At 45.8% G+C, this 20325-nt stretch carries 18 protein-coding genes; 6 read left to right on the forward strand and 12 right to left on the reverse strand.

Annotation, left to right across the window (positions count from 1 at the left end; all coding sequences use genetic code 11):
- Positions 1–7: 7 nt before the first annotated feature.
- The gene (locus tag PSE7367_RS05625; protein ID WP_198013441.1) at positions 8–1315 is read right to left on the reverse strand and encodes an esterase-like activity of phytase family protein; all 1308 of its coding nucleotides are present in this window, start codon (positions 1313–1315) and stop codon (positions 8–10) included.
- 825 nt (positions 1316–2140) lie between these two features.
- Here PSE7367_RS05625 and PSE7367_RS20220 point away from each other — a divergent pair.
- The 3 genes from PSE7367_RS20220 (at position 2141) to PSE7367_RS05640 (ending at position 7589) form a co-directional block, all read left to right on the forward strand.
- Positions 2141–3622, forward strand: a complete 1482-nt coding sequence (locus PSE7367_RS20220; RefSeq protein ID WP_015164410.1) for a glycosyltransferase WbuB — start codon at positions 2141–2143, stop codon at positions 3620–3622.
- Positions 3623–4442: 820 nt separating this feature from the next.
- Entirely contained in the window at positions 4443–6659 is a 2217-nt protein-coding gene (locus PSE7367_RS05635) for a GumC family protein (RefSeq protein WP_015164411.1), read from the forward strand.
- A gap of 291 nt (positions 6660–6950) precedes the next feature.
- Positions 6951–7589 (forward strand): L-threonylcarbamoyladenylate synthase, encoded by a 639-nt coding sequence (locus PSE7367_RS05640; RefSeq protein ID WP_015164412.1) that lies wholly within the window; start codon positions 6951–6953, stop codon positions 7587–7589.
- A 296-nt stretch (positions 7590–7885) separates the two neighbouring features.
- On the opposite strand, the gene murQ is transcribed toward PSE7367_RS05640, so the two are convergent.
- The 10 genes from murQ to PSE7367_RS05690 all read right to left on the reverse strand — a co-directional run bounded on the left by murQ (position 7886) and on the right by PSE7367_RS05690 (position 15986).
- On the reverse strand, positions 7886–8791 hold the full coding sequence (murQ, locus tag PSE7367_RS05645; RefSeq protein ID WP_015164413.1) for an N-acetylmuramic acid 6-phosphate etherase: 906 nt from the start codon (positions 8789–8791) through the stop codon (positions 7886–7888).
- Positions 8792–8813: 22 nt separating this feature from the next.
- Positions 8814–8993 carry a PCP reductase family protein gene (locus PSE7367_RS05650; protein ID WP_015164414.1) on the reverse strand — a complete coding sequence of 60 codons (180 nt, stop codon included), beginning with the start codon at positions 8991–8993 and terminating at the stop codon, positions 8814–8816.
- Positions 8994–9149: 156 nt separating this feature from the next.
- Positions 9150–10145 (reverse strand): ketol-acid reductoisomerase, encoded by a 996-nt coding sequence (ilvC, locus tag PSE7367_RS05655; RefSeq protein ID WP_015164415.1) that lies wholly within the window; start codon positions 10143–10145, stop codon positions 9150–9152.
- A 353-nt stretch (positions 10146–10498) separates the two neighbouring features.
- Positions 10499–11035, reverse strand: coding sequence for a hypothetical protein (locus PSE7367_RS05660; protein ID WP_156800349.1), 537 nt, complete (start codon positions 11033–11035; stop codon positions 10499–10501).
- Between the two features lie 122 nt (positions 11036–11157).
- On the reverse strand, positions 11158–11586 hold the full coding sequence (locus tag PSE7367_RS05665; protein ID WP_015164417.1) for an NUDIX domain-containing protein: 429 nt from the start codon (positions 11584–11586) through the stop codon (positions 11158–11160).
- The gene (locus PSE7367_RS05670) at positions 11583–11993 is read right to left on the reverse strand and encodes an EVE domain-containing protein (RefSeq protein WP_015164418.1); all 411 of its coding nucleotides are present in this window, start codon (positions 11991–11993) and stop codon (positions 11583–11585) included. The genes PSE7367_RS05665 and PSE7367_RS05670 overlap by 4 nt, the downstream gene beginning before the upstream one ends.
- Positions 11994–12000: 7 nt before the next feature.
- A complete protein-coding gene (locus PSE7367_RS05675) occupies positions 12001–12417 on the reverse strand; it encodes an HHL1-like protein (protein WP_015164419.1) in 417 nt (138 codons plus the stop codon).
- 368 nt (positions 12418–12785) lie between these two features.
- A complete protein-coding gene (locus tag PSE7367_RS05680; protein WP_015164420.1) occupies positions 12786–15041 on the reverse strand; it encodes an APC family permease in 2256 nt (751 codons plus the stop codon).
- 127 nt (positions 15042–15168) lie between these two features.
- Complete coding sequence (locus PSE7367_RS05685; protein ID WP_225882686.1) at positions 15169–15624, reverse strand: GNAT family N-acetyltransferase; 456 nt, start codon at positions 15622–15624, stop codon at positions 15169–15171.
- 77 nt (positions 15625–15701) lie between these two features.
- On the reverse strand, positions 15702–15986 hold the full coding sequence (locus tag PSE7367_RS05690) for a type II toxin-antitoxin system TacA family antitoxin (RefSeq protein ID WP_015164422.1): 285 nt from the start codon (positions 15984–15986) through the stop codon (positions 15702–15704).
- A 192-nt stretch (positions 15987–16178) separates the two neighbouring features.
- On the opposite strand from PSE7367_RS05690, the gene PSE7367_RS05695 reads away from it, so the two are divergent.
- Both PSE7367_RS05695 and PSE7367_RS05700 read left to right on the forward strand, forming a co-directional pair.
- The gene (locus PSE7367_RS05695; RefSeq protein ID WP_015164423.1) at positions 16179–17870 is read left to right on the forward strand and encodes an ABC transporter permease; all 1692 of its coding nucleotides are present in this window, start codon (positions 16179–16181) and stop codon (positions 17868–17870) included.
- Positions 17871–18034: 164 nt separating this feature from the next.
- Positions 18035–18673, forward strand: a complete 639-nt coding sequence (locus PSE7367_RS05700) for a pentapeptide repeat-containing protein (protein ID WP_083883893.1) — start codon at positions 18035–18037, stop codon at positions 18671–18673.
- A 37-nt stretch (positions 18674–18710) separates the two neighbouring features.
- Here the strand turns inward: PSE7367_RS05700 and PSE7367_RS05705 are convergent, their stop codons facing one another.
- Positions 18711–19214, reverse strand: coding sequence for a GNAT family N-acetyltransferase (locus PSE7367_RS05705; RefSeq protein ID WP_015164425.1), 504 nt, complete (start codon positions 19212–19214; stop codon positions 18711–18713).
- A gap of 576 nt (positions 19215–19790) precedes the next feature.
- Between PSE7367_RS05705 and msrA the strand changes: the two genes are divergently transcribed.
- A complete protein-coding gene (msrA, locus tag PSE7367_RS05710) occupies positions 19791–20303 on the forward strand; it encodes a peptide-methionine (S)-S-oxide reductase MsrA (protein ID WP_015164426.1) in 513 nt (170 codons plus the stop codon).
- The last annotated feature ends 22 nt before the right edge of the window (positions 20304–20325 follow it).

Consider the following 20325-nt stretch of genomic DNA (forward strand, 5'->3'; position numbering starts at 1 on the left):
TTTGTGTTTAGCTCATTTTTAATTTAAATAATAAAAACTGAGTAACCTGGCGATCGTTAAAATTATCATCACTCACCAGAATCAGACTGTCTGAACCATCGGCAAACTTTGGCCCCAGGGTCATACCCTCCACATTATCAATTCTGATGCCAAGGTCTTGTAAGTCGAATAATAGCCGCTTAGCGATCGGTTGGATGTTTGGCAAATTGCCACTCAAACTATCGATCGAAGACACGTCGTTTGCCCCACCCACCGCAATCTGAAAGATTTTGCCGTTTAAGCGATTCTCAGCAATGTAATAGGCTCGCTCCAGACTGAGGAAATGGCCACCATGATCAAGGGCAAGCATCTCCACCAGGCCATTACCACCATCGATCGGCTCTGGCTCCAACACATACATATGCTCAGAGACCAGGAATGGTTTACCAATCCCCAAGCCAAAATGAACAAATCGGCTATTGAGTCTGGTTTGATTAAATTCTGAATCAGTTGAATTTTGGGCTTCTGATTGCCCTAATTGCTCTAATTGCTCTAATTGCTCTAATTGCTCTAATTGATCTGCTTGCTCTGGGGGTTGATCCTCAGGGGCGTTTGCCAGAGCAGGTAAGTTTTGATCCTGAAACAGGGCATTTTCAGTGGCTACAAATACCCGAAATGGATCGGTGCTAGCCTCTTTAACCAGAGTCAAAGATTCAAAGCCAAGATTGTTCTGTACCCCCTGAGCGCCTGGTTGCTCTGGATCAGTCAAAAAACGCTGCGGCAGGGGCAAATATTGGCGTAGTTGACCAGTAGCCAACTCAAATTCACCCACAAATGGATCAACCCCATCTTTACTAACTCCCTCACTGGCAATAAATACGGTATTACGCGGCGAGATCGCCAAACCCTCTGGATCGATCGTGCCAGGGGCATAAAAGTCGCCATGATCATTTTTGAGAAAAGTCACCCCTGTAACGGCTATATCCTCAAAACCTAACTCTGATGGTTCTTGATCATCGACACCATCCAATCGTTGGGTAGGATCTTGGCCAAGTCCCTTGAATTGAATTTTCAAGGTATAGAAACGAGCCGGCGCAAAATCGCTTCGATCATCGCTGATTGTATAGAAATAGAACGATCGCGGCTGATCGGCAGTAGCTGGCACTGAATGATCATCAAGGCCATCTAAATTCGGCTCATAGGCAGGATCATAGGCGATCGCCGACAAGCCACCAATCCTGGTATCCTCAAATTCATCCTGTTGGAGTTGATACTCATCCACAAACTCCAGCGAAACACGCTCAAACCCCCGCTCTGCAGCAATCGATCGGGACACATTACAAGCACTACAAAATAACGATAATAAGAGTACTGGAATTAAAATTAGTTGCCGTGATCGCCAAAATATTTTAAAGGGCATAATCAATTAGCCTGATTCAGGCATAAACTCAAAACTATCTGTTAGTAAATATTATTTGCATTTAACAAATTCATATTTTATTGACAATAATTGGCTGCCAACAAAACAAAAATTTAGTATATCGGCGTAAAGCGAAGTTTTAAGACGATCGAGGTAGCTTTAAGCACTTATCAGGATTTGCCAAACCTGCTATTGTAATCAAATAAATCCTATCAACTCCTAGCTTCAGTTTACTAATTCAATCCAATTGTTTACTTCTTATGTCTTACCAATCAGTTGTATTGGCTAAATTATTAACTAAGGTTGCTTGGTAAATCGGATTATAAATACTTGCATACTTGTATATAAATCATTAGAATCCAATCTATTTACATTTCTGCACAAACAACTTAATTAGCTGGCAATCTAGTTCCAGATTAGTTCCCTGGACAGCAGCAAATATTTTTCTACACAATTTCCCCTAGCAGTAATTATTGATACATAACTTTCAAGTCAAGATTTTGAACCTAGAGATAGTATGATCTAAAACAAACCTTGAAGCTAAACGGGTCTTGTTTTTAACTTGTTGATTAGGTTCTTAATAGGTCTTGCAACTCTAGACTATATAGCTTAGCAAAAATTGATTAGTACATATCTATCTGCAAATTGTTTGCATTCTGGACTTCGTTGCTAATTAGTTTTAATCAGGGTTGATATGGGCTTACTTACAAATAAGTACCGCACGATTGGGGGGACTAAAAATTGCGAATTCTGATTTATGGCATTAATTATGCGCCTGAAATCACTGGGATTGGTAAATATACCAGTGAGATGTGTGAGTGGCTGCGTCAGCAAGGTCACGAGATTCGGGTAGTTACTGCACCACCCTATTATCCTAAATGGGAGGTGGCAGAAGGCTATAGGGGCTGGCAGTACAAACAGGAAACGATCGCGGATATTAAGCTCTATCGCTGTCCTCTGTGGGTGCCTAGCCAACTCACTGGTGCCAAGCGCCTCTTGCATCTTTTTTCTTTTGCGATTACCAGTTTGCCAGTAATCCTGTGGCAAGGATTATGGTGGCGGCCCGATCTGGTCTGGTTAGTTGCACCAACCTTGTTTGCTGTACCGGGAGCCTGGCTGGCAGCGGCAATAGGTGGTGCTAAATCCTGGCTCCACATCCAAGATTTTGAGGTAGATGCTGCGTTTGATCTGGGCATTCTGTCAGGTAAATTCAGGCGATCGCTAGTCTGTGGCCTGGAGCGATGGCTATTGCGCCGATTCGATCGGGTCTCGTCAATCACGACCAAAATGGTGCAACGGCTCAGGCACAAGCGATTAGACCAGCGGAAACTGTTGCTTTTCCCCAACTGGGTTGATACCAGTCAAATTTATCCACTCCGATATCCCAGGCACCCCAACCCGCTCAGAAAGCAACTGGGCATTCCCGCTAATAAAACAGTAGTGCTTTATTCGGGCAATATGGGGCGTAAGCAGGGTCTAGAAATTGCGATCGAGGCTGCCCACCAATTGCAACAAGAAGCTTTAGCCTCATCCTCATCCCTGCGATCGATTCAAGCTGAACCTCAACAAACACCATCCGCACAAGGCAAGTTTGAACCGCGATCGGTGCAACTAGAAACACCAATCGAATTACACTCAAATTCAACTGCGGATGTTCAGGTTGCAGGCGAAATCATGTTTATACTCTGTGGTGATGGCATGATGAAGGGGCATTTACAACATCGGGCAGAGCAGTTGGGGCTCAACAATGTCAAGTTCCTACCGTTGCAGCCGATCGAACAACTAAATAATTTACTGAACCTGGCCGATATTCATATTCTGCCGCAGAAAGCTGATGTATCTGACCAAGTGATGCCATCGAAGCTGGCGGGGATTTTAGCCTGTGGTGGGGCTGTAGTTGCCACAGCTCATCCAAATACCGAACTGGCGAATGTGGTGACTGCCGCTGGTGGCCAGGTCTGTCCGCCGGAAAATGTAAATTGTTTTACCAAGGGCATTAAGTATTTGGCAACAAATCGTCAAGCTAGGACAGAAATAAAACGCTGCGCTCGCCAATATGCAATCAATCATCTTGATCGGCGCAAAATCCTATCTGATTTTGAACGAGAGCTACAAAAGCTTTGTGCCATGCTTGGCACTGAAATGCCAGGTCAATCGTCTGATCAACGGCAAGATACCAAGAATAAGCTAACTTCTGCTCAGCCACCCCGAAATTATTATTAATTCCAGCCCATTCCAAATCATAATAGTTTTGGCAGTTTATTTTTGGGCAGCAAGAAGGCTAAAATCTAAGATATGTATATGAGTCTGTGAATTACGATCGCAATTAGTCACTGTTCAATCCCGATCGCTCAAACTTGTGCAAGGCTAGTTAACTGCCAGTCGGCCTGCAAACTCAGCTCTAGAGTCTTGCTAGGATGTTAATACCAACATGTTTAGTCGATTAACTGGCTCAGATCGGGTTATTCATGTGGTCGCAAAGTAATTAAAGTACCTTTTTGGGGTGGATTCCCGTTTAACATGTTCTTGGTGGCTATTGAGTAGATCTAAATTAATCTAAATTATAAATAGTAATTATAATAAATAGTTAAGTAACATAGATTTGCCCTTTATTCCCATATATCTAGCTCACATGCATACATATATGCATATGTGTATAAACCTAATCAGTCTAGATATGAATTTCTGACATTAGGTTGCATTATCGTCAGAATTAATTAGTGGCAAGCTGTTTGAGAATACGATCGAAGCTGATCTCAGGGTGGTAGTAGGGTTTGCAGCTAGGCCAAACATGCCAAATATCAAAGTCATGGGAATAGAGCCAGAATGCAGGATGTATGGGTGACAAGTTAGATCTAGTTAGATCGATCTAGGGTGATGAGTGATTTAGCTCTCACTAGAGCACAACTAAGTTACCAGTCATTCAATAAAATTCCCACTCCAGCGATCATTGCTGACTTTGGTTTCCCTACTAAATTAACTTCATTCCCCGCCAACTCACTTCCTTCAATCATTTCGGCACAAAAATTGACTTCTCAATCCCATGAATCAACTACAACAGTATCTATTCATCATTAGACGACGCTGGCCAGTTGCAACGCTGGTTTTTGTCTCGGCTGTCTTGGTGACAACTTTTCACGCCATTTTTGTAATGAAGCCACGCTATCGAGCTTCTGGTGAAATGCTGGTTACACCTGGTGATCAGGCGATCGCAATTACCAATGTGGGGGTTTCCAAAACCGTTAACCAACCTCGATCGCTTTCCGGTGGCTATCTGAATACAGAAATGCAAATCATGCGATCGAAGGAGGTGATTCAGCGGGCGCTGGAAATTGTGGAGCGGCCGATCTCCTATGGTGAATTTTTGGGTAGCTTTGGCGTTAATGTGATTCCGGGTACCGATGTGCTTAGATTCTCTTATACCAGTGGCGATCCAAAGCTGGCGGTTGAGGCTGCCAATAGCATGATGCAGTCATATGCTGAAAATAATATTGAACGGAATCGAGCTGCAGTACGCGCGGCCAGGTTATTCATTGAAGAACAACTGCCCAAGGCAGAACAAGATGTAGAGAATGCCGAACAACAGCTTCGCGCTTTTCGGGAGCAGTACAATTTCGTCAGTGCCTCTGCTGAAGCGGAAGCCACGATCGATCGATTCAGAAGCACTGAATCTAGGATTGAAGATATGCAAGTATCTCTGGCTAAGATTGATGCCCAATCTGACCAGCTTGGCAATCTGGTGGCTGATGAAATCGATTCCGTTGAGCAGGCATTATTAAGGACGGCTTTGAGCCAATCGCCTCACACCGCTGGGGTAATGGGTGAATTGCAGCAAACCAAACAGGCGATCGCCACCCAGCTAGCTATTTATCGGGAAGATTCGCCCCAAATCGCGGTACTACGTGATCAAGAGAGAAACTTAGAGCAATTACTGCGTCAGCGCGCAAAACAAGTTGCTGGCATTCCCCCCAGTGAATCGATCGATATTGATGCACTGTTCCAAATTGGTGGGCTCCAAGAGCAATCAGTACAGCAGTTCTATTCCCTCGATAATGAGCGAGTTGGCTTGCTTGAAGAAATATCAGCCCTCAATGATGTCTACAGCAACTATCGGGAGCGATATCGGGAACTCCCCAAGCTAGAACAAGAGGAACGTCGCCTAGAACGGAAAGTAACTGTGGCTGAGTCAACCTATGCAGAGCTACTGCAACAGTTACAAGAGGTGCGAATTGCCGAACAACAGAATATTGGTAATACGCGCATTCTGAGTTTGGCCTCCACACCGATCGATATTGTGACTCCGCGTCGGCCACGTAATGTCTCATTGGGACTGCTATTGGGCCTATCTGCTGCTGGTGGCGCAGTGTTTTTGCTAGAAGCATTTGACAAGAAAATCAAAAGTACCGCCGCCGCCAGGGAGTTGCTGGGTTTTCCCTTGCTGGGGGTTATTCCTAACTTTAAAAAGGTGCCCCTTTTCCCCGTGGCCAGTGGCAATCGGATTGGCCGGACTGTGCCAGAATTGGTGGTCAGAGAAGCACCCAACTCGCCGATTAGTGAAGCATTTCGGATGCTGCAAACCAACCTGAAGTTCTTGAGTTTGAAAAAGCGACTGAAGGTAATTGTGGTTACCAGTTCAGTACCAAGGGAAGGTAAATCAACGATCGCCGCTAACCTGGCCGCCACGATCGCCGAACTGGGTCAGCGGGTATTACTAGTTGATGCAGATATGCGCCACCCAGCCCAACACCGGATCTGGCAGTTGCCCAATGAAAACGGATTAAGTGATTTGCTCACTGGCCAATCGCCCCTATCAGAAGTAGCACACCATGTGATGCCCACATTGGAAGTGATGCCTGCTGGTAGCAAACCTGCCAATCCAGTCGCCCTGCTCAACTCACAAGCAACCTCAAATCTGATCGACTATGGTTCCAGTAACTACGATGTAATGATTGTGGATACGCCACCAATGGCAGTGGCCGCCGATGCTTCGATCCTTGGCAAGATCGCCGATGGGATTGTAATGCTATGCCGTGTGGGTGTGGCTGATACTAATAACCTGACTTTCTCGAAGGAGCTATTGGAACAATCAGGACAGAATATCTTGGGGATGGTGGTCAATGCCTCGCTCCCAGAGGATGATCCCTATGGTTACTACTACTCCTACTACTACAACTACAGCTCCAAGCCCGGTCAACGCCAACGCCAGGAGGCAAGTCGTCAGGATCAAGATCAAAACCAGCAGGAAACAATTAATCAGTAGTTGAGTGGCTTAAGCGATTTTTACTACTTTAAAAAGCCCTGCCTTAATGGTGGGGTATTTGTTTAAAGGTCATTGCCATAAATTTTGACTGAACTCAGCTTTTTGTCAGTTGTCAATATTCGCACCAGGACATAGCTTATACACATATAAGGATTTTAGATAAAAAGTTTAATCAACCCAAATAGATAAGAAATCCTATGGCACTGGTATAAGCTGATCAAACCCTGGACTGGCTGAGTAGGGTGATAGACTGCGTGAGATAGACGTTATGTATTATTTGATACAAAAAGCATGCAAACCAAAACCGCAAAACGTAGTTCTAACCTAATCCCAGAAATCGCTCGCTATTTGGCAGCAGGTGAAGTAGTTGTGCTGCCCACCGATACAGTCTATGCCCTGGTTGCTGATGCCTTTAACCCTGATGCAGTGGCTAAGCTAAAGCAACTCAAACAAATAACCCATCTCCAGCCAATGACAGTTTTAACCCACCAGGAAAAGGCAGCACAAATTGTGGAGGTGAGTCGATCGGCAGCACAGATGATGTCCCACTTTCCCTATCCCGTTACTATGATTATGCCTGCCAAAGCTACTCTGCCAGAGTCGATCACCAATGGCTTTAAGAATGTATTTGTGGTTTGCCCCGATCGCTTTATGTACGATTTAATCGCATATGTGCCCAACCCAATGGTCTGCGCGGCGGCGGCGGTTTCCTCTGATGTGAAGGTAAAAACATTCGACATGGCAATGCAATTTTTTGACGGTAAAGTACCTTTGATCGTTGATGGGGGCAAAAGTTCATACGGACGCAGTGGCACACTGGTAGACTTTTCGTTAGACGTGCCCACAATCATGACCTTCGGACCTGTATCCCTGGATGACCTCAGACCACTGGTTCCTGGTATTGTGATTGCTTCTCATCTGATGAAATAGTTTGCAGTAGATAAATTTAGGCCTGGGGTATGTATCAGTTAACCCTGAGCCTTACTTCCTCATTTAGAATTAAACGTCACTTAACTTAAACATCAATTTAATCAGATTCAATGAGAGCGTAATAATTAAGAATAAGGCAATGATCAGGATTTCCGGCTATCAACCGTAACCATAAATCTAGGGTTGCGCTCTATCGAACTCAGGCTGCGATCGATGAGGCTAAAAAGTACGTCAGACAGGCAACTAAGCGTAACTAAGCGTAAGTAATCGCCACTAGGTCAGGCAATTATTGAAGATTATTGGTCACGAAAAGCGCTTAAGGCATCAGCAAGATGGCCATCATGTTGAGCCAAGTATTGTTCACTGACCGCCAGATCTAGGCCAGTCCAATGCATAAACAGGGCGGTTTTAACGCTGAGTTTTGCCTGTTCTAGTAAGTTGGCGGCGGTGGGCTGATCGAGCGCTGCCAGATCCATCAGAATCCGCGTGGCGCGATCGCGTAGTTTGCTATTTGTGACCGACACATCCACCATCCGATTGCCATAGACCTTGCCCAAGCCCACCATCACTGCGGTGGAAATGGTATTTAAAACTAATTTAGTAGCAGTACCAGCCTTAAGCCGGGTTGAACCACACAAAATTTCCGCACCAACCAATGGCCGAATTTCTAAATCATAGCTAGTTGGGACTTGTGCGGCTGGCACGCAGGCAAAAAAGATCGTTTTTGCGCCCAGAGTTTGAGCCTGTTTCAATGCCCCATGCACATAGGGGGTGGTGCCGCCGGCAGTGATGCCAAACACTACGTCATGGTTAGTAATGCCGCGATCGCTAATTGCCATTGCGCCGTCGCTTTCGCGGTCTTCGAGGGCTTCTGAGCTACGCACTAGGGCAGCATTTCCGCCAGCAATGATCCCCTGCACTAATTCTGGATTGGTGCAAAAAGTAGGTGGACATTCCGCCGCATCCAGCACGCCCAATCTGCCACTGGTGCCAGCACCCACATAAAACAAGCGACCACCATTAGCCATAGATGCGGTAATCATGGCGATCGCCTCGGCAATATTCTTTCTCTGTGCTGCCACTGCCGCTACCGCTTTAGCATCTTCCTGGTTAAACAAGTCCACGATTTCCAATGGGCTCAATTGATCCAGATTCTGGCTGAGGGGGTTGGCTTGTTCGGTGAGCAGGTGTCCGCGTGACATAGATATTATTTATTATTTGTGGCTATTGCCCAAATTCCAGACGGGCTTGCTCTACGATCTCCACCGTCACGGTGTCGGTGTTTTGTTCATTGGCGATCTGCTCGATCCGCTGACGTGCCTGAGTGCGCACAAAGTAGGGAATATTTTTGAGCTTGGCCTTCGCCGCCGCCGTCCAAGTGAGGGAGTCTGGAAATTGTGCCATGATTAAGCCACCGATAATACAACCTCTAACCTAACGTTTTTATTGTCTGATCACTCTCATTTATCTGGTTAGCGGGAGACAGCAGAGGCGATCGCAATTATTTCTAATTATTGCCTAGTCACGCCGCTACTTCCCCACCACCACTTACTAAACTTACTAGACCTTCTTCATCCAGCTAAACATCGCCCGTAGCTCTTTACCCACCTCTTCGATCGGGTGTTCAGCTTCCTGGCGACGCATGGCCGTAAAGCCCGGTTTACCAGATTGGTTTTCCAGCACAAATTCACGGGCAAACTGACCCGATTGAATTTCTGACAAAATCTGCTTCATTTCTGCCTTCACCGCATCATTAATTAAGCGAGGACCACGGGTGAAATCGCCATATTCGGCGGTATTAGAAATACTGTGGCGCATTTTTGCCAGACCACCTTCAACCACCAGATCCACGATTAGCTTCACTTCATGCAAGCATTCAAAATAGGCCAATTCCGGTTGATAGCCAGCCTCGGTGAGGGTTTCAAATCCAGCCTTAATTAATGCACTCAGGCCACCACATAACACTGCCTGTTCACCAAACAGGTCGGTTTCGGTTTCTTCGCGGAAAGTGGTTTCCAAAATCCCAGCGCGGGTTGCACCAATGCCATGAGCATAAGCCATCGCCCGATCGCGGGCTTGTCCAGAAGCATTCTGATAAACCGCAAACAATGCTGGTACACCCTGACCCTGGGTATAAACACGGCGCACCAGATGACCAGGCCCTTTTGGTGCGATCATCACCACATCCACATTGGCGGGGGGAATCACCTGGGCAAAGTGAATATTAAAGCCGTGGGCAAATGCCAATACATCGCCTTCCTTGAGGTTGGGCTTGATTTGCTCTAAATAAATCGCCTTTTGGACTTCATCGGGCAGCAAAATCATCACAAAATCTGCCGCCGCCGTGGCATCCGCCACACTTTTCACGGTCAAGCCTTCTGCTTCGGCCTTGGGCCAGGACGAGCTACCTTCATAGAGCCCCACCATCACCTCTACGCCACTGTCTTTGAGGTTGAGCGCATGGGCGTGCCCCTGGGAACCATAACCAATAATGGCAACTTTCTTACCGCGCAGAAATTCAAGATTTGCATCGGTGTCGTAATACATTCTTGCCATAGTTTTTTGGAACCTCCGGGACAAACAATCGGTTAATTAATAAACAACAAGTAATAAAGAAATCAAGCGCACTAAAATTTAAGGTGTAGTGGCCGATTGGTAGCAAGGCAAATGTCTATGTTTCCACTCTGCCTTAGCAATCAAATTTTGATTACCCTAACCAAGCGCAATTAAACAGCAATGAAATGTAGCAAACTTCCAATAGCTAAATCTTTGCAATCTTAATAGTTAGGCGATCGTAGACAAAGTTAGTTGCTATGCCGATTAAAAATCATATCATCTAAAGCTATGTCTTTGTGCTGAGATTTGTTTATGTTTAACCAAATGGCGATCGCTTTTGTGAAATGCCAATCCTAATCACTTGTCATCAGAATCGCAAATGCAGCAAAATACTGATCACAGTCTTGGACGCTATCAAGTTCATTTGTAACTGTCAGCACTCCCTGGATCAGCTCTAGGTTTGTAGGTCTTATGGTCTTCTTCGCAATTATGTCTTGAGTTGCAGCCGACATATCGGCAATCTTCATTCTATTTTCTGTGCATTTGAGTTCTAGCTTGTCAAGGGTAGCTGCGTAGGGCGCTACGTTGCTAGGTGACCTATCAATAATGGCAAGTAACTCCTCAGGTTTTTTATTGCTAATGTCCCGCGTTGAAGGTGAAGTGGAAACGGTTTGACGATTAGGTCGAGATTTAGGAAATAAGCTTGCTAAGAAAGAGAGGGCAACAATAACAAGGACTATACTGAGACACCCGTTTGTAACTTTTTTTAAATTAGCCTCATACTCAGCTTTGGCCTTTTGCGCTGATGTTTGTTTCTCTGCTTGTTTCTCAGATTTGCTAGTACCATCGTGATAGTATTTCTGCCAATCATCATTATTATGTTCCGACATGTTTTTTGTCTGAATATCTGTGGATGTCTGTAGTATCAAAATACAGTCACCAACCATGTCATTGCAAGACTTTTTCACCTTTTATTTGATTTGTTTTTATTGAAGTTGATGAGGGGAGCAAATTAAGGCTGGGGTTTAATCCCATAATGGCGATAGCGCCAATAATCCTGCAAAATTTGGTCATGATCAAAACAAAGCTGGGTTGGGAATTGCCAGGGTTCAAATAATTTTAAACTTTTAGCATCATCGGCGGCCTTGGGTTGGCCAGTGGCGATCGCAATAAACACATTCGAGATCGTGTGCTTACGGCGATCGCGCTCTGGGTCGGAATAGGCATGAAATTGCTCGATTAGCTCCACTGTCAAGCTGGTTTCTTCGAGGGCTTCACGCACCGCCGCCGTAGCCAATGACTCACCATAATCCACAAACCCGCCAGGGATCGCCCAACCAAAAGGCTCGTGCTTACGCTCAATCAACACGATCGGTCGATCGGGGCGATCTTGCATCTCGATAATAATATCCACGGTGGGGATCGGGTTGCGGTAGGTCATTCCTGTGCCATCTCCATGATGCGTTGCCAATACTCTTCTGATACAGGCATCACCGACAAGCGGCTAATCCTAACCAGGTCAAAATCAGCAAAGAAATCACGATCCTGTTTGATTTGTTGTAAAGTCACTGGCTTAGGCAGGGTGCGCCCCAACTTTACATCCACCACAGTACGTTTAGGATCATCCAACTTTGGATCGACATAGGGTTCACTTACCACCTCGGCCACACCCACAATTCTCCGCTCCTTGCCTGTGTGGTAGAACAAAGCCAAATCACCGATCGCCATATTCCGCATATGTTTCAACGCCAGATTATTGCCAACCCCATCCCAGATTGTCTGCCCCTCTTTTTCTAGATCGGCAAAGGAATAATCATTTGGTTCAGTTTTAATTAGCCAGTAAGCCATTGTTCAACTATTTAACGATCGCAAAGGCAAACCGATCCTTAATCCCTTCAATCAATGAAGTTACTGGATTGCTGGAAGGTCTCTCTGCAACCGTAATCGGCTCATCATCAAACTCTTTGAGGCGATAGCCATATTCCAATTGGTCTTTATACTTGCCCAAAAATGGATAGGCGCGTACCGAGCTTTTTACTAAGCCAACTTCTTGTTCATAGATCGCCTGGGCAATTTTATTACTGCGATTGACCGTGATTTCACCGATCGGCAGCCAGTTTTCCTTGCCCTGAATCCGGATGAATACCTTAAATTCAGGCATTCCTTGGTCTTGCATCTCGTCATACTTTTCAGCGGCCTGCTTGCGCTCAGCAATGTTGCGCTTGGTCTTCTCGCTTTTTTCCTTTATGGGGCCAAATCCACGTCCTGCCATAGTCTTTTATTATTTTAAATTTAAAATTAATTGGATGAAGTTTTACAAAAATAATGTTTTAAAAATTAGTAGCCACAAACCTAAGCATCCAGATTCGCTAGGTCACAATAGCTTGAAGCCAGGATTCAGTTAGATCAATTAAATCAATTAGCTCAATAGGCTTGAGCAGTTAAAGCAATTTTTTAAAAACTATGCTTTCTAATATCCCCTAGCATTGATATATCGATCGCAAATCCAACATAGACCTGCCCGTCAAAAATATAGGCGGCATATATCATGGCTTCACTATATTCATGAAACCATAGGTAGGACGATCGCCCATCTATCTTGCTAAGGATTTGTGCAGGGTTTAAGGCGATCGCAGTAAGCTAGGCCAACGCACTCTCACCCCCAGAATCACCGATAAACAGGCAAGAGGAATTAGCCAATCCCTGCATCCGTGTCACAAAATCAAAATCAGGGATCGCGGCCAGGCCAATAAAACTAATATCCGCACGGGGAGCTATGGCCATACATGCATCCAAATGACCCATCATCATGTAGGTCAGCGATCGATTGGGAATTCGGCAAAGATCTTTGAGGGCATCCACATATGCCTTAGCTGCTTCCATTTGACTCGGCTCCGTCACCGTAGAAATCAAATTAAGCTCAGCATCCCAAGCCCGCGCTAACTTAAACGCCAGCAGCACAGACAGATTAATACTGCCCAATCGCAACCTCTCCTGCATCGGAATTTCGTCGTCAATCTGCGGCCTGATCCAAAGATTAATCGTGGCTCCTTGACCCATCCGGGTTCCTTTCTGGTGACTAAACAGGACTACGCCAATTTTGAGTTTTTGGGCAGTCTCAAACACAGGCAACATATCTTCTTGCTGCTTCAATACATAGGGCAACTGCAAAAACAAAATATTTGGGCCAAAGAACGTGGTCTTCAATGCCTGCAACACTGCAACCATGCTCCTTACATCGGTTGGTGCATTCAATGCTGCTGAAGTTGTAAATGCCCCTTGTTCACGCAGAGCCATTCTAGCTGCTTCTAATTTTGGCTCGATCGCGTTGGTGCTGGCTTGATCGGTAAAACCAACTAACTTAATTACGCCCTCCGGTTTGCATAGTGCGGTCAGCAATTGGTACAAATGTGCTTCGATTACGGAGTTATCTTCGATCGGTAAAAGTACATTTGGTCGCCATGCCCTGAGCGTGGTCATATCCATATCCACCACTTTACTAGCAGCCCAGCGGGCGATCGATTCAAATAAACCACTACTAATATTGGCTGGCTGGCGTTTGCCTTGGCGGTTGGCAATCCGAATCGGAATAAACAGCACCGCCGCGATCGCAATCAAACTGAGCGTGGCGTTAATAATAAACATGGACAGCAAACAACCCACAAACCCAAACAGGGACACAATGCGGGGAATTCGCAGGGTGGGGCGAAAACTGGTTAAACCCAGGCTACTTTCAATGAATAACACCAGATTCAACGTGGCATAGGTGATCAGAAAGAACATCGTAATCAAAGGGGCGATCGCATTGAGGTTCCTGAGCATCAAGGCAGTTAGAGCGATCGTGGCGCTGATCAAGAGGGCATTGCGCGGCTCCCCGCTAGTGCCATTCGACAATTGCGATACCCATTTTCCCTGCGGCACTACCTCATTTTTAGCCAGTGCCAGCAAAATCCGCGAAGCACCCACCAACGAGGAGATCGCCTGCGAAAAAGTGGCTCCTAATAACCCAGCCAGAATCGTCCATCCCCATCTAACCCGATCGGTCATGATCGTGTAGTTGCTGACCAATTCATCGGTTGAGCCTGCCCTGGCAAACCAAAAACAGAGCAATACATAGATAATTGTGCTCAGGACGATCGCACTGAGGGCACCAGCCGGAATACTGCGCCGACTGTCACGCAGTTCACCGGACATGTTTGCACCCGCCATGATCCCGGTGGTGGCTGGGAAAAATACTGCAAATACACCCCAAAAATTGGTGCCACTAAAATTACTATCCGCTGATCCGGGGAACTCACCCCAAACCACAAGATCAGTGGCAGGCTGCCAGGTCACATCACTAAATAACACTGCCAGCAATGAAATGCCCATCAAGGCCAGCACCAGAAATTGAATCCGAAACATTAACCCAGCGCTGATGTAGGCAATTAATGCCACCAGAGCAAAGGAAATTAAATCGATCGCCAGGGCGTTATGTTCTGGGAAGAGATACAACCAACCCTCACGGAAAGCAAATATATACATGCTTACGGCCAGAGTCTGTGACAAAAACAGAGGCAAGCCAATACTGCCGCCTGTCTCTAGCCCCAGGGCGCGGGAGATGATTGCATAGGGGCCGCCTGCGTCTAGTCTGGTGTTGGTGGCGATCGAAGCCAGGGATAGGCCGGTCGCCAGGGTAATACTACAGGCCAGCAGGATCACCATAATTGCTCCCAATAGGCCAGCATTACCCACTACCCAACCCAGGCGCAGATACATAATTGCCCCCAGGATCGTTAAAACTGTGGGGGTAAATACACCCTCAAAAGTGCCATATAAACTGGGCTGAGCTTTTTTTTGGTTAGCCTTGGCTGCCTGGTCACGCGGTTTGGAATTGCGATCGCTGATCCTGAGCACGGGTCAATTTTTCTATTTGCTATGTTTGCTACGCTTTCTCTAGTTTGGCGAATGGAGGTAACGCTATGCAAGTTTTATGGCAGTTGGGCTAATTAGCATTTTTTATAGAGGTTATATGGCAGCATCTTTAACTAAGCATCCTAGCGATCGTTTTCATTGGCAGGTATAGTCGATAGGGTTGATCGGGAAAAGCCAAGAAGCCATACTGACCATAAAAAAAAACAGCACGCTCATCCTTCGCATCTACAATTACTGCCATTGATGCAACTTCATTCGCTAAAGCTAATTGCAATGCTGCATACAATAATAACCGTCCCCATCCTTTTTTCTGATATTGAGTTGCAATCGCTAATCTACCGATTAAGGTTGCTGGCAAAATTGGATATTTAGGTAGCTTTTTAGTTATTTCTAGTGGAAAATCTCTGGCATCAACACTGGTCGAGGAGACAGAATAAAAGCCAATTATTTGCTTCTGACCGCTACTATTCAAAACAGAGTTATTGACAGCCACAAAAACTGCAGCAACATAGTTTCTAAGATCCTGACTTGCCTGCTGTTGCAAATAGCGATCTAATATTGCCACACCACAGGTGAATGAATTGCGATCGTGCTGTTTACCTAGCTTTTCGATGTAGAAATCAACTGACTCATGTTTAGCCACTATTTACCCATAATTTTTTTGTACTCTTGCGCAGCAGCTTTTGCTTTCTCGTTTACTGGGGGAGGATTAAGCAAGGCACTGACAAAGGCTTCACGATCACGTTGACTCAGTTGGATGAGTTGATCTTCATGAACTATTTTATTTGCAGCTTCAACCAGAATGTTAAGCATAAACACTGTCAAAGTTTCGCCCCGCAGGCTTGCAGCTTTCTGGAGTAGCTCTTTTTGTGGCTTGGTAACACGAGCTTCTAATCGTTCAGTTTTGGTGAGGATATGTTCAGTCATGATTAATCTCCTGCTTCTTGGAAGCATAAAGGAAGACTAAAAAATCAAAGCGATTAGATTAATCTTATATGAATTGTACGACAAATGCACGGCAAATTGCCACACAAACGCATTAAGTTTAAGTAACGATCGCCACAAAATTATATTAGAGTAGTTATTGCTACAAATTCTCAGTAACTACGTCTAGACATTTTGGCCAAACCGATCGATCCACCCCAATTAGCCCGCCGCCGCTGGCAATCCCCTGGCTCAGTTTTGAAATCTGGGTTGAATAGCTGGACGATTTTTGTGGTGGTGATCGCCCTGCTGATCGCCTCACCAATTCTGTTTGTGCTCAGTAGCGTTTTTAGCAATGCAAGCGATGTTTGGGAGCATCTGGCCACCACGGTTTTAACTGAATATGTGTTTAATTCACTGTGGTTAATGTTGGGTGTGGCAGCAGGTGTCTTGAGCATTGGTGTGAGTACGGCCTGGTTGGTAACCATGTGTCGATTTCCCGGCGATCGCCTATTTGAATGGTTGTTACTATTACCAATGGCAGCACCGGCCTATATTCTGGCCTACACCTACACCGAGTTATTGGAATATTATGGCCCTGTGCAAACTGGTCTACGGGACTTTTTTGGTTGGGGCAGCGCCACTGATTACTGGTTTCCAGCGATCCGCTCAATGGGTGGGGCGATCGCCATGCTGGTGCTAGTGCTTTATCCCTATGTTTATTTGCTGGCTAGAGTGGCCTTTTTAGAACAATCGGTTTGCACGATCGAAGCCAGTCGGGGTCTGGGTTGTAATCCCTGGCGTAGCTTTCTGGTGGTGGCTTTGCCCCTGGCACGTCCAGCAATCACAGCAGGTCTGGCTCTGGCGCTGATGGAAACCCTGGGTGATTTTGGCACGGTTGATTATTTTAGTATCAATACTTTTACTACCGGGATCTATCGCACCTGGCTGAATATGGGCGAGCGACAGGCCGCCTTGCAGCTCTCAGCGGTGTTGATGGTGTTTATTCTGTGGTTGGTATTATTGGAGCGCTGGTCACGCCGTCAGGCTAAGTATTACCAAGTCTCTAGCCATTACCAACAGCTCCCCCGCTATCAACTGGGAATCGGTCGATCGCTCCTGGCCATAATTGCCTGTACGATCCCAGTTTTATTGGGTTTTCTGCTGCCATCGGGCTTGTTGTTGCAAATGAGTATTGCCAATTTTGCCGAAACGATCGATCGGGACTTTTGGTCACTGGCAAACCACAGCTTAGTCCTGGCGATGATCACGGCTTTTTTGGGAATTGCGATCGCGGCGATCATGGCCTATGGACTGCGATTACAATCAAATTTGCTAATGCGCAGTTGTGTACAGATTGCGGCGATGGGTTACGCCATCCCTGGCACGGTAATCGCGGTGGGCACATTGATCCCGGTTGGGAATTTGGATAATTTTCTCGATCGTTGGTTTGACACGGGCTTGCTATTTAGCGGCACGATCGTGATGCTGATTTTTGCCTACCTGGTCAGGTTTCTGGCGGTTTCGTTCAGTACAGTTGACTCTAGCCTGAGCAAAATCAGACCCAGTTTTGATGATGCGGCCAGTAGTTTTGGCTGTAGTCCGTTGGCAACCTTGCTAAAGGTACACATGCCAATTATGATTCCAGGTTTACTCACTGCGGCGATGCTGGTATTTGTGGATGTAATGAAGGAATTGCCCGCTACCCTGGTAATTCGGCCATTTAACTTTGATACCCTGGCAATCCGAGTCTATCAATATGCTTCCGATGAGCGCTTGGCAGAAGCTGCTGCGCCAGCATTGGCAATCATTTTAGTTGGCATTGTGCCAGTGTTGCTGTTAAGCCAGCGGATTGCTCGATCGCGCCGTTCTGAGCAAATATATTAATTCACCTTGATTCATTTAATTAATTAATCCTAAGAAACAGGTTTAGGGCAAAATATCAATATTAATTATTCTGTATTATTCTGTTGTTTTAATTTTCTTGCTGACTTTCTTACGAATCAATTGCAATGATCAAATCACCATTAATCAATCTAGTATTTACAAAGATGACTCAGTCCCAAAGGCCACAACGATCGTACCAAAAACTACGGCAAACCTTTGGCCTGGTTGCGATCGGCCTGTTTTTGAGTCTGGGCTTATGGGGGTGTGGTGGCCAAGATGCAACTATTCCCGCTGACCCCGCTCAGCCTAATACTAATGATTCAGATTCAAATACTAGTAGCAGTGAGCCCAGTAATCCCGCTGATCCGGACGCACAATTAGAGCAACTCAAATCCAGCAAGGAATGTATTGAATGCAATCTCAGCGGGGTTGATCTTAGTGGGCTTGATCTCAGTGCGGCCACCTTGAATCGATCGGATCTCAGTGGGGCTAATTTGAGTGAAGCCAATCTCTCTGATGCGTTGATGGATAGCGTAAATTTAAGTGGTGCTAATTTGGATGACGCTAATCTTAGTTTTGCGGCGCTAACCGATGCCAACCTGACCGCAGCGAGTTTAGTTGAGGCAGATCTGAATGGAGCATTTTTAAAGGGTGCAGATCTGACTGATGCTAATTTTGAGGGAGCAAATCTAGAGGCGGCCAATCTCAGCACCGCCACGATCGAGGGGGCGAATCTGGAGCAGGCTAATCTGACCGGTGCAACCATGCCCGATGGGGCGATCGCTGAAGAAGAAGCCAATTGACGATCAAGCGTAAGCAAATTAGCAATGCTCTATACATCTATGGTGGATACCAGAACATCCCCTTAATCCCTTCCGGATCGGGGCTAAACCCAAGTTGGCGATAGAACTCCACCACATGGGCATCGGCAAACAAACTAATATTACTAATATCAGCCTGGCGCAAGGATTTAATTGTTTCCTTCATCAGCGCCTTCCCCAACCCCTTGCCCTGATATTCAGGATGCACCACCACGTCCCACAGGGTGGCATTAAAAGCATGGTCAGACGTAGCCCTGGCAAAGCCAATTAGCCGGCTATAGGTACCGCGCTTCTCCCACATTGAAATCACAATAAAACTATGTTGGATCGCCTTGCGGACTTTACGGATCGGGCGACGCGACCAACCCACCGCATCACATAATTCCTCCAGCTCATAGACATCAATGTCTCGATCGGTGCTGAAAAATATTTGTCCGTTTTGATTTGGCACAGGGCGTAATCGATTCTTTTTTGTAGGCTCAGTAGTACCAAAAACTCTGAATATGCTTTTCCAGAAACCCATTGACGTTGTTGACATGCTTGTTGATTTGTTTCAACTTAAACAACTTCCTTAACTCAAGGCTATTTCAGCATGAGGCAGAAATTGGTAACTGAACTGTTTGGCTGGCCTATGGCTTTAGCTCTCTAGATAATTGCTTGACTAAGGTCGATGCTTGCTAAATATATACTTAACTAATGACTAAAACATCGCTAACTGAGGTTCTTAAGTTAGCCTGAGTAGTCTAAATTCAAATTTGGAGTTAGGTAATCTAAGTAGTTATTAAGTAGTTATATAGCTATAAATGTCTATGTGATTCCAGCGATCTGGCTTACCTTGAATTAAGTCAGGAAAGCATAGCCGCGATCGTAATCAATTATAGACAATATCATCCTATCTCCTTTTGCCATTTTTGCTCAGTTCTCCTAGACTGATATCCTTGCTAGCAATTATCCTGGCCAGTTATATCTGCAAGCTTAAATAATCGGCTACGAAAATCATGATAGCTACGGCAGCGATCGTAAAGTTGAAACTGGTCAAGCTAAGGTTATTTTTTGGATCCAAACATAGACACATTAAAAATCTCATTCCAAAAATATCATGGCGGAAATAGCAACATTTGGCGCAGGATGCTTCTGGGGCGTAGAAGCCGCTTTTATGCAGCTCAAGGGAGTAACCAAAACTTCAGTGGGCTATATGGGCGGTCATTTCCCAAATCCCTGCTATCTGGATGTTTGCGCCAGGATTACCGGACATGCCGAAGTAGTACAAATTGAATTTGACCCTCAGCTAATTTCCTATCAACAATTGCTCGATCGATTCTGGCAAATCCATGATCCCACCGCACTTAATCGCCAGGGGCCCGATCGCGGTGAGCAATATCGATCGGTAATTTTTTACCACAGCCCTGCCCAGGCGGCAGCAGCCCAGGTAGACAAGCAACGCTTAGACACATCAGGAGAATTCGATCGGCCGATCGTTACCTTCATTGAACCGGCCTCTGATTATTACCTGGCGGCAGCCGAGCATCAGCATTATTTTGCCAAGCGCGATCGCCTCAATTACCAAAATACTGGCGGAGGCGATCGAACTAACATTAATTGGTTTGACTAAGCTTTGACTAAGCTTTGACTGA

Source organism: Pseudanabaena sp. PCC 7367 (assembly GCF_000317065.1).
Lineage (GTDB): Bacteria > Cyanobacteriota > Cyanobacteriia > Pseudanabaenales > Pseudanabaenaceae > Thalassoporum > Thalassoporum mexicanum.

Excerpts from the sequence above, each read along its gene's own strand:
- PSE7367_RS05635 (WP_015164411.1), top strand. The coding sequence starts at position 4,443 with ATGAATCAACTACAACAGTATCTATTCATCATTAGACGACGCTGGCCA.
- msrA (WP_015164426.1), top strand. The coding sequence starts at position 19,791 with ATGGCGGAAATAGCAACATTTGGCGCAGGATGCTTCTGGGGCGTAGAA.
- PSE7367_RS05640 (WP_015164412.1), top strand. The coding sequence starts at position 6,951 with ATGCAAACCAAAACCGCAAAACGTAGTTCTAACCTAATCCCAGAAATC.
- murQ (WP_015164413.1), bottom strand. The coding sequence starts at position 8,791 with ATGTCACGCGGACACCTGCTCACCGAACAAGCCAACCCCCTCAGCCAG.
- PSE7367_RS05700 (WP_083883893.1), top strand. The coding sequence starts at position 18,035 with ATGACTCAGTCCCAAAGGCCACAACGATCGTACCAAAAACTACGGCAA.
- PSE7367_RS05665 (WP_015164417.1), bottom strand. The coding sequence starts at position 11,586 with ATGACCTACCGCAACCCGATCCCCACCGTGGATATTATTATCGAGATG.
- PSE7367_RS05670 (WP_015164418.1), bottom strand. The coding sequence starts at position 11,993 with ATGGCTTACTGGCTAATTAAAACTGAACCAAATGATTATTCCTTTGCC.
- PSE7367_RS05660 (WP_156800349.1), bottom strand. The coding sequence starts at position 11,035 with ATGTCGGAACATAATAATGATGATTGGCAGAAATACTATCACGATGGT.
- PSE7367_RS05705 (WP_015164425.1), bottom strand. The coding sequence starts at position 19,214 with ATGGGTTTCTGGAAAAGCATATTCAGAGTTTTTGGTACTACTGAGCCT.
- PSE7367_RS05675 (WP_015164419.1), bottom strand. The coding sequence starts at position 12,417 with ATGGCAGGACGTGGATTTGGCCCCATAAAGGAAAAAAGCGAGAAGACC.
- PSE7367_RS05690 (WP_015164422.1), bottom strand. The coding sequence starts at position 15,986 with ATGACTGAACATATCCTCACCAAAACTGAACGATTAGAAGCTCGTGTT.
- ilvC (WP_015164415.1), bottom strand. The coding sequence starts at position 10,145 with ATGGCAAGAATGTATTACGACACCGATGCAAATCTTGAATTTCTGCGC.
- PSE7367_RS05650 (WP_015164414.1), bottom strand. The coding sequence starts at position 8,993 with ATGGCACAATTTCCAGACTCCCTCACTTGGACGGCGGCGGCGAAGGCC.